The organism is Paracoccus sp. SM22M-07 (assembly GCF_001887735.1).
In the GTDB taxonomy this organism is placed as follows: Bacteria; Pseudomonadota; Alphaproteobacteria; order Rhodobacterales; family Rhodobacteraceae; genus Paracoccus.
Genome location: NZ_JPKW01000043.1, coordinates 1,424 through 1,784 on the forward strand (window position 1 = coordinate 1,424; position 361 = coordinate 1,784).

Below are 361 nucleotides of genomic sequence, written 5' to 3' on the forward strand. Positions count from 1 at the left end.
CTTTGATGGAGACCCGCGTGGCACGAGACCTGATGTCGGACGAGGAATGGAAGTTCTTTGAACGGTTCATCCTGACAGTCCGCGCCCGAACGGGCGCAAGCCGATCAACCACCGCCTTGTTCTTGATGGCATTTTCTGGATCGCGCGCACGGGTTCTCCCTGGCGCGATCTGCCGGAAGAGTTCGGCAAGTGGTCAAGCGTCTACCGCCAGTTCGGGCGTTGGACGCGGGCGGGGCTCTGGGAGCAGATCATGGACGCCCTGAACGAAAGCGGCGCTGTCCGGCATGCACTGCAAATGATCGACAGCACCGTGGTTCGCGCCCATCATCAGGCAGCGGGCGCCAAAGAGGAACCCCGCGAC

1 pseudogene is annotated in these 361 nt (G+C 62.3%); it reads left to right on the forward strand.

Features of this window, described 5'->3' with window-relative positions:
* Window positions 1-5: 5 nt before the first annotated feature.
* Window positions 6-361: pseudogene (locus tag IE00_RS19345) on the forward strand (IS5 family transposase); the annotation flags it as partial.